The sequence below is a fragment of the Spirulina sp. CCNP1310 genome, from assembly GCF_034932185.1.
GTDB lineage: Bacteria > Cyanobacteriota > Cyanobacteriia > Cyanobacteriales > Spirulinaceae > Spirulina.
In genome coordinates this window covers 1-7,157 of record NZ_JAYGHW010000033.1, presented here as the reverse complement: position 1 = coordinate 7,157, position 7,157 = coordinate 1, and the positions used below count along the sequence as shown (strand labels likewise).

The following is a 7,157-nucleotide window of genomic DNA, read 5'->3' as shown; positions in this document are numbered from 1 at the left end:
TGGCGGCGGGGGGCGGTTCGATTTTGCGCTACGAGGGGGGCGGTTATCAGGTGGGGCCAGCTTCGGCGGGGGCGAATCCGGGGCCGGCGGTCTATGGCCGGGGTGGCCCTTTGACGATTACCGATTGTAATGTGGTGGTGGGGAAGATTCAACCGGCCTTTTTCCCCCAATTGTTTGGCCCCGATGGGGATCAGCCTTTGGATCGGGAGGGGGTGATGGAGCAGTTTGAGGCTTGGCGGGTAGCGATGGGCGATCGCCGTTCCATTGCGGAAATGGCCACGGGATTTTTAAGGGTGGCGATCGCCACCATGGCCAACGCGATTAAAAAAATCTCCCTTGAACGGGGCTACAATGTCAGCGATTACACCCTCTGCTGTTTTGGTGGGGCGGGGGGGCAGCACGCCTGTTTATTAGCAGAAGCCTTGGGGATGCAGCGGGTGATCATCCATCCCTATGCAGGGGTGTTGTCGGCCTATGGCATTGGTTTGGCGGAGCGGCGGGTGTTGCGGGAGCGGGCCATTGAGGCGGAGTTAGGGCAGGTTTTTGGAGAATTGGCGGGGATGGCGGCAGCTTTAGCCGTAGAAGCCATGCAGGAATTGCCCGTAGGGGCGAATTTAACCCAAATTGCCACGGTGCAATTGAAATACAGTGGCACAGATAGCACGTTAGAGATTCCTTTAGGGGATTTGGCCGGGATGAGCGCGGCCTTTGCCGCCCAGCACCGCCAACGCTACGGTTTCATCATGGCGGAGCGGGCGTTGATGGTGGAAGTTTTAACCGTGGAGTTGATTACGCCGGGAGAGATCCCGCCGGAAACGGTTCAACCCCAGCGTCAAGGGGGCGAGGTGCAGCCGGTGGCAAGGGTTCCGCTATTTGTGGAGGATGGTTGGCAGGAGGGGCCGGTATTTCAACGGGAAGATTTGGCCGCAGGGGATGAAATCCAAGGGCCGGCCTTGATTGTGGAGGCAACGGGAACGACGGTGATTGAGCCGGGTTGGTGGGGAGAGGTGAATGATTATGGTCATTTGGTGTTGGCGGGATCCCCCCTGCCCCCCTTAAAAAGGGGGGTTCAAGAGCAAGAAGGGAAGGATCCGGTGTTGTTGGGGGTGTTTAACCATTTGTGGCGGGCGATCGCCGAACAAATGGGGACGACGCTCCAAAATACCAGCTATTCCGTCAACATCAAGGAACGCCTCGATTTTTCCTGTGCCATTTTTGATAATGCGGGGCAATTGGTGGCCAATGCCCCCCATATTCCGGTGCATTTGGGTTCGATGGGGGCTAGTGTGGCCAGCCTAATCGCGGCCCAAGGGGGACAATTCCAGGCGGGGGATGTATTCGCCCTCAATAATCCCTATGCGGGCGGCACACATTTGCCCGATATTACGGTGATTACGCCGGTATTTGTGACAGATTCCCCAAAACCTGCCTTTTTCGTCGCCTCTAGGGGCCACCATGCCGATATTGGCGGCATTACTCCCGGCTCGATGCCCGCCTATAGTACCCACATTGCAGAGGAAGGGGTGATGTTAAATCATGTCCTTTTGGTGCATGATGGCGAATTTCAGGAGGCGGCGATTCGGGAACAGTTAACCGCTGGCCCCTATCCTGCCCGCAATCCTGACCAAAATATTGCCGATCTCCAGGCCCAAATTGCCGCCAACGCCAAAGGCGTGCAGGAATTACAAACCCTCGTCACCACCTACGGATTAGCCACAGTACAGGCCTATATGGGCTATAGCCAAGACCAAGCCGAGGCAGCGGTACGGCGGGCGATTACCACGCTCAAGGATGGAGAATTTACCTGCGCCCTGGATGCTGGCCCGGTGATCCAGGTCAAGATCACGATCCACCCAGAAACCCGCAGCGCTACCCTCAATTTCACCGGCACATCTCCCCAAGGGCTGCACAATTTCAACGCCCCTTTAGCCGTGTGTCAGGCGGTGGTTTTGTATGTGTTCCGGACGCTCATTGATGAAGATTTGCCCCTCAATGCCGGTTGTTTAAAACCGTTAAACTTGATTGTTCCCCTCGGTTCGCTCCTCAATCCCACCGATCCGGCGGCGGTGGTGGCGGGGAATGTGGAAACTTCCCAGGCGATCGCCGATTGCCTCTATGGAGCATTGGGCGTATTAGCGGCTTCCCAGGGGACGATGAATAATTTCACGTTTGGCAACGGGGCAGTGCAGTATTACGAAACCATTTGCGGCGGCAGTGGTGCGGGGCCAGGGTTTGCGGGAACCGATGCGGTACAAACCCACATGACCAATTCCCGCCTTACGGATCCGGAGGTGTTGGAATGGCGGTTTCCGGTGCGGTTGGAGCAGTTTGCGATCCGCCCGAATAGCGGCGGTGCGGGGACTTGGCCGGGGGGCAATGGCGTGATCCGTAAAATCCGCTTTTTAGAACCAATGACAGCGGCGATCCTCTCCGGGCGGCGACAGGTGGCCCCCTTTGGTTTAGCGGGCGGGGAACCGGGGGCGAAGGGCTGTAATCAGGTGGAGCGGGCCGATGGGTCGGTGGAAATCCTCTCAGGGCAGGCCATGGTAGAGATGGCAGCGGGGGAGGCGATCGCCCTCTCCACCCCTGGCGGCGGCGGTTATGGCCAGCCCAAATTTTTACAGCCTGTTCAGAAACAATCTGATCAGTTCTGAAAGTCCCTCTCCCGCTCTGAGAGAGGGATTTAGGGTGAGGGCAATGGGTTAAGCAATGAGTGAACAAGCTGTAACTTTAACCTGACCTGAATCAATTCAGTGATAATTGATGCAGCATCCCTAAATTCGGTGGAGTCCGCTGATGATCGCCAGCAACAACATGATTGATTCTTTCCTTGACCATCTCACTACCCTCTTTCATACGGCCATTTTTCCCGGCGATCCCCCGATTACGCTGTGGGTGATTATTAAACTGATTTTGTTTTTGTGCTTCGTGATTGTTTTAACGCGAATTCTCAGAAACTTTCTCAAAAATAAACTCCTGCTCACTTTAAAGCTTGATATCGGTAATCGAGAAGCCATTTCAACGATTTTAAGCTATAGCTTAGGAACCTTATTCTTTATTGGCTTTGTACAAAGTATTGGGTTTAAAATTCAATCATTACTGTTTCTGATTGGGAGTTTAGGGTTTGGCATTGGGTTTGCACTTCAGGATGTCATTCGCAACTTCATCAGTGGTTTAACAGTATTGATTGAACAAAAAATCAAAGTTGAAGATTTTATCGAGTTCGATGGCATCAAGGGTTATGTTAAAGAGATTTCTTTGCGGGCGACAGTCCTGCGTACCCGCTCCGGGGGCGATGTGATTGTACCGAATAATCAGCTTGTGGAAAGTAAGGTGATTAATTGGAACTATAGTGATGCCATTGCACGGATAGATCTCCCGATTATGGTTGAACGGGGCAGTGATCCGGTATTGGTGACTGAAGCATTATTAAATGCGGCTTACTTGGAAAACAATATTTTGCATGAGCCTGCACCGCAGGTTTTATTTACCAGCTTTGGTGAACAGGGTTTGCAATTTGAACTGCGGGTCTGGATTAATGGTTTTGATCGCGAATCTGGCATTAAAAGCTCTTTACACTACTTAATTGATTATCTGTTTCGTCAAAATGACATTGAAATTCCTGCACCTCCCAATATTTTCTCCCTCCAAGATTTAGCAGAGCTAACGACGATGGTTCACAATACCTCTGTCACCGCAACTCTGGAATCGACTCTCGCCGCTAAAGCCAACTCAAAAAGTCGAGCCGTGCGAGATTTACTCAAGGAGGTTATTTATTTTGCAAATTTAACCGATATTGAATTGCGGCAATTAATTGAAGTGGGCTATCGCAAGCGATTGTATCCTGAGCAGGTTTTGTTTAAAGAGGGCGATCGCGGCGATGCTTTTTATATTGTTTTATCGGGTTCTGTGGATGTAGTTGCTCAGAAAATCAATAAACATTTAGCGACATTGAAAGAAGGTTCTTTTTTTGGCGAGCTTTCTTTGATGTTGGGGATTCCTCGCACAGCAACGGTCATTGCCAAGGAAGAAACGTTGTTGTTTACCATTAGTGATAAGCGTTTTAAAAAGCTGCTTAAGGAAAATCCCCAACTTGCAGAGGTGATTGTCCAAGAACTGGCCAGACATCAACAGGAATTATCGGAGCGACGGCAGCAATTAAAGGATATGGGTCTAGAGACGGATTCTGAGGAGGATAAAAATTTGGTCAATTGGGTGCGTCGTCGTTTAACGGTTTTATTTAACTTGTAGGGTGGGGTTTGGTGGGGTGGGCGAGACACCCCATTGCCAGAAACTCGGTGGAAACTGCTCTCATTTCCTCTCAGGGTTAATCTTTCCCCCGATGGGGTGAGACATCCTCCTAGGGATTGATTAAACTGGGTTTGACACTCAAGAGGGCGAAAGGTTTTTCGCTCCTACCTATGCCTTAAGAGGGCGAAAGGTTTTTCGCCCCTACACATTTCCGTTTTTGGCCCGATGAACAACTTTTTTGAACAACAAGACCAAGCCAAACGTAATACAATCCTTTTGATGGGTTTATTTACCCTCGCTCTGTTGATCATTACTTGGGTAATGTATCGGGGTTTTGGCGTGGTGTGGAACTTTATCGGCATCCCCACCTACGCTGATCCGGAGAACTTTACGTGGATTCCTCCCTTTCGTTGGCGGGGGTTTTTGATCACGCTCTTGATTGTGGGCGGGATTATCCTGTGGGCCACCTTTGATAAACTGCGGGAATTGCGCGGTGGTGGGAAAGTAATCGCTGAACAATTGGGGGGGGAATTGCTCACCTATGACTATCGCGATCCGAAAGTGCGGCAATTGTTGAATGTGGTGGAAGAAATGGCGATCGCCTCTGGTATCGCCGTCCCGCCGGTCTATATCCTCTATCAAGAAACCGGGATTAATGCCTTTGCCGCTGGCTTTACGCCCCAAGATGCTGTGATTGGTGTAACAAGAGGCTGCTTAGAGGCCTTTGATCGGGATCAAATGCAGGGGGTGATTGGCCATGAATTTAGCCATATTCTCAACGGCGATATGGGGTTAAACCTGCGGCTGATGGGGGCTTTACATGGCTTGATGTTCATTTACATCACGGGGCGCACGTTCTGGGGTACGCATCACAATTCTTTCAGCCTCAGTCGTCGCCAGAGCCTCTTTGAAAGCGAAATCTTGGGCTTATTGCTGATCATCAGCGGTGGTTTAGGGGTGATCCTGGGCCGACTCCTGCAAAGCGCCGTTTCTCGTCAACGGGAATTTTTAGCCGATGCTTCGGCGGTGCAATTTACCCGCAACCCCCAAGGCCTAGCGGAAGCCCTCAACATCATTCGCACCCATCCTGGCCATGCCCGCATCCGCACCCCCCGCGCTGAAGCCGCGAGCCATCTGTTTTTTGGGGCGGCGTTCCAAGGCTTTTTTGCCTCCGGTTGGTTTGCCACCCATCCTCCCTTAAAGGAACGGATTCGGCGATTGGGGGGACAGGCCCAAGGGCAAGACCGGCCCCAACGGAGTAAGGCGGCCATGGCTGGGGTGATGGGTTTACAGGGAGGCCCGGCTCAACCGGAAAAGGTGATCACGACGATCGGCCAAATCTCTCCCCAGGCATTGAGCAGCACAACAGCACTATTGGCGGGACTGCCCCCACAATTGCGGACAGCAGCACGGGAACCGGAGGGGGCGATCGCCCTCCTCTACGGCCTTTTCCTCCCGGAATCTCCCGAAAATCCCCAATGGGGCCACCTTCAGAACACCGAAACCCCCGAACGACTGGCCCAAATTCAAGCCCTTCAGCCGGATCTCGCCCAACTCAACCCCCTCACCCGCCTGCCTTTGGTGGATCTGATCGTTCCGGCGTTGCGGAACCTCACCCCAGAGCAATGCCGCCAACTGTTTAACCAAATCAAGGCCCTGAGCCAAGCGGGGGGGACTGTCACGCTGTCCAATTATGCCCTCTATTTGGTGCTGCTCTATCGCCTCCGGCCCTACTTTGGCAAACCCCGCAATCCATCACAGCAATACAGCCAACTGGTACAAATTTGGCAACCCTGCTTAACGGTACTTTCCGCCCTGGCCCGCGTCAGTAGCCCCAAAACCGGGGCCTATGCCCTCAGCAATGGCCTAATGCGCCTACCGGGAGCCAGCAAACTGAATCCCCCCAAAGAACCCATGGCCGCTAGCCTTAGCGCTGTGAGCCAAAGCCTCAAAACCTTAGAGCAGGCCAGTCCACAACTGAAACGGCAAGTCATTGATGCCTGCGCCCATACGGTGCTAGCCGATGGCAATGTTTCCCGTTTGGAGGCGGAACTGTTGCGGGCGGTGGTGATTGCCCTGGATTGCCCGATGCCGCCGTTCCTCGAAGCCGCCACCCGCCTCCCCGATGGGGATTGAACTGGGCAAATTTCTTGTTAGGATGGGGGCGTTCTGCGTTGATTTTCCTTGAGGGTTCCTGTGCTATGGCTCCTTTTTTGATTGTGATGGGGGCGATCGCCCTCTTCATTTTTGCCCTGGTCAACATCTATAACACTTTGGTCATACTGCGGAAACGCTATGAAAACGCCTACGCCCAAATTGATGTCCAATTGCGGCGGCGTTACGATCTGATCCCCAATTTGGTGGAAACGGTGAAGGGCTACATGGCCCACGAACGGGAAACCCTCGAAGCAGTGATTCAAGCCCGCAACGCCGCGATCCGGGCCAATGAGCGGGCAGCCAATGCACCAGGAGATCCCCGCGCTATGCAAAACCTCGAAAATGCTGAAAGTGCGTTAACGGGGATTTTGGGCCATCTCTTCGCCCTCTCGGAAGCCTATCCCGATCTCAAGGCCGATGGCTCTATGCAGGAACTCATGGAAGAACTCCGCTCGACGGAAAACCGCATCGCCTTTGCCCGCCAAGCCTTTAACGATAGCATCACGCTCTACAACACCAAGCGGGAAATTTTTCCGAACAACTTAATTGCCGAAACCTTCAATTTCAAAAATGCCGAACTATTAGCTGGCGCACCGCCGGAAATGCAGGCCCCGCCCCAGATTTCACTCTAGAACTTTTCCCTGTCGATCGCCACTAAAAAAGGGGAGCGATCGCCCCCCTTCATCCCATCAGATCAGCAATCAGTTAACCCGCTTTTTGCTCCTCGATGACGGTTAGTTCATCCACCA

The 7,157-nt window shown here is 53.0% G+C and carries 4 protein-coding genes; all 4 read left to right on the top strand.

Annotated features, from left to right (window positions below; translation table 11 throughout):
• On the top strand, nt 1–2,654 hold a 2,654-nt coding region (locus VB712_RS07970), incomplete at its 5' end, for a hydantoinase B/oxoprolinase family protein (RefSeq protein ID WP_323253893.1).
• Between the two features lie 142 nt (nt 2,655–2,796).
• The gene (locus VB712_RS07965; protein ID WP_323253891.1) at nt 2,797–4,251 is read left to right on the top strand and encodes a mechanosensitive ion channel domain-containing protein; all 1,455 of its coding nucleotides are present in this window, start codon (nt 2,797–2,799) and stop codon (nt 4,249–4,251) included.
• 225 nt (nt 4,252–4,476) lie between these two features.
• A complete protein-coding gene (locus VB712_RS07960; RefSeq protein WP_323253889.1) occupies nt 4,477–6,387 on the top strand; it encodes a M48 family metallopeptidase in 1,911 nt (636 codons plus the stop codon).
• A 65-nt stretch (nt 6,388–6,452) separates the two neighbouring features.
• The gene (locus VB712_RS07955; protein WP_323253887.1) at nt 6,453–7,040 is read left to right on the top strand and encodes a LemA family protein; all 588 of its coding nucleotides are present in this window, start codon (nt 6,453–6,455) and stop codon (nt 7,038–7,040) included.
• Nucleotides 7,041–7,157 lie beyond the last annotated feature (117 nt).